Source organism: Elioraea sp. (assembly GCF_051860475.1).
Taxonomy (GTDB): Bacteria; Pseudomonadota; Alphaproteobacteria; order Acetobacterales; family Acetobacteraceae; genus Elioraea.
On sequence record NZ_JBHYDW010000104.1, the window covers coordinates 1 to 1,696 of the forward strand.

The following is a 1,696-nucleotide window of genomic DNA, read 5'->3' on the forward strand; positions in this document are numbered from 1 at the left end:
CGCACCACTGCGCCGCCGGCGCAAGGGGGGGACTCAGAACCAGGCTCTTGGCCGCTCGCGCGGCGGCTTCTCGACCAAGATCCACCTTCGAACCAACGCTGAGGGTCTTCCGGTCGCTGTCCAACTGACGCCGGGTGAGGCGCACGACAGCACCGCCTACGCCGATCTGATGGCCGACCACGAGACCGATCCCGAGGTGCTGCTGGCCGACCGCGGCTACGACAGCGACGTCATCCGCGACGACGTGCGCAGCCGTGGCGGCACCCCGGAAATCCCCACCAAGAAGAACCGCCGCGTGCAGCATTCGGTCAACCACGCGCTCTACGCCCTGCGGAACCGCATCGAGCGCTTCATCAACCGCCTCAAGAACAGCCGCCGCGTCGCCACCCGATACGACCACACCGCCACCAGCTTCCTCGGCTTCATCCTGCTCGCCGCAATCAGACACTGGATCAACTTTGTCCACGCGGCCTAGGCCCGATCAGCACGTTCACAGGCTTGGGCGCGACCGCGCGCACCACCGCGCGGATCGCCTCCATGTCCGGCAGTCCGGGCGCATAGAGCACGTCCGCCCCGGCCTCGGCGAAGGCCGTGAGCCGGCGGATCGTGTCGTCGAGATCGTTCCGACCATGCAGGAAGTTGTCGGTGCGGCCGGTGAGCACGATCCGCCCCTTCGCCGCGCGCGCGGCCGCCCGGATGCGCGCGACGGCTTCGTCGTAGCCGTGAATCGGGTGGGCCGGATCGGCGGTGGTGTCCTCGATCCCGAGCCCCGCCAGGCCGCCGGCGATCGCCGCCTCGACGGTGGCGACGCAATCCTCGGGCGAGGGGCCGAACCCGTCCTCCAGGTCGCCGTTCACCGGCAGGCCGCTCACGCGTGCCATCAGCGTGCCGTTGGCGATCGCGGTCGCGCGGTCGATCGCGGCGACGCCGTCCTGCATGCCGAGCGCCCAGGCGATCGCGGCCGAACTCGTGCCGAGGGCCTCGAGCCCCTCGCGGCGGTAGATCAGCGCCGAGGCGGCATCCCACGCGTTCGGCATGACGAAGCCCGGGCCATGGTGCAGGGCGAGGAAGCGGTCATATGCGGTGCTCATATGCGCATCCTGCCACGTTCCGGACCGCTTGGCTTCGCCCGGCGCCGAAGGGCGGGCAGCGCGGACCCTGCGTGCTAGCGTTGCGCGCATGGTGCGTTGCCGATTCGTCCTCCTGGTTTCGCTCGTCCTCGCCGGATGCGGCACGGGCGGCGAACTGCTCCGCGCGCTCGGCGATACCGTGATGCCCGACGAAAGCCCGCCAGTGACGCGCGAACAGGCCGAGGCGTTGCCCTACGCCTCGGCGGTGGTGCGGCTCGGCGCGCGGCGGCCGGCCTTCGTCGTGCTGCACTCGGCGCAGGGCGGGCGGCTGATCTGGCTCTCGGCCGACCGTGTCGCGGTGGTGACCGAGGGCGGGCGCGTCGTGGCACTCGCCGGCGTCGAGGGCGCGCTCACCGACACGCGGTTCCGCGACGGGGTCCCGCCCAAGCCGCTCGGGCTCGGGCGGCATCTGCGCCTGGTCGATGTCGCGCCGTCGGTCTGGGGCCTGCCGGTGTCCTGCACCGGGAGGGCGCTCGGGCCCGAGACGATCGCCGTGCTCGGGATCGCGCGCGAGACCGAACGCGCCGCGGAGAGCTGCACGGGCGAGGACGGCACGCGCTTCACCG

At 71.9% G+C, this 1,696-nt stretch carries 2 protein-coding genes and 1 pseudogene; 2 read left to right on the forward strand and 1 reads right to left on the reverse strand.

Annotated elements, in window-relative coordinates; all coding sequences use genetic code 11:
* Positions 1-475: pseudogene (locus tag ACTIFU_RS16610) on the forward strand (IS5 family transposase); the annotation flags it as partial.
* On the opposite strand, the gene ACTIFU_RS16615 reads toward ACTIFU_RS16610, so the two are convergent.
* Positions 453-1,091 (reverse strand): isocitrate lyase/PEP mutase family protein, encoded by a 639-nt coding sequence (locus ACTIFU_RS16615; protein WP_439579438.1) that lies wholly within the window; start codon positions 1,089-1,091, stop codon positions 453-455. The pseudogene ACTIFU_RS16610 and the gene ACTIFU_RS16615 overlap by 23 nt on opposite strands.
* An 88-nt stretch (positions 1,092-1,179) precedes the next feature.
* On the opposite strand from ACTIFU_RS16615, the gene ACTIFU_RS16620 reads away from it, so the two are divergent.
* Positions 1,180-1,696 (forward strand): YjbF family lipoprotein (locus ACTIFU_RS16620; protein ID WP_439579439.1); only part of this gene is annotated, 517 nt, incomplete at its 3' end.

What these genes read in the sequence shown, in the direction of transcription:
- ACTIFU_RS16615 (WP_439579438.1), bottom strand. Translation starts at nt 1,091, where the DNA reads ATGAGCACCGCATATGACCGCTTCCTCGCCCTGCACCATGGCCCGGGC.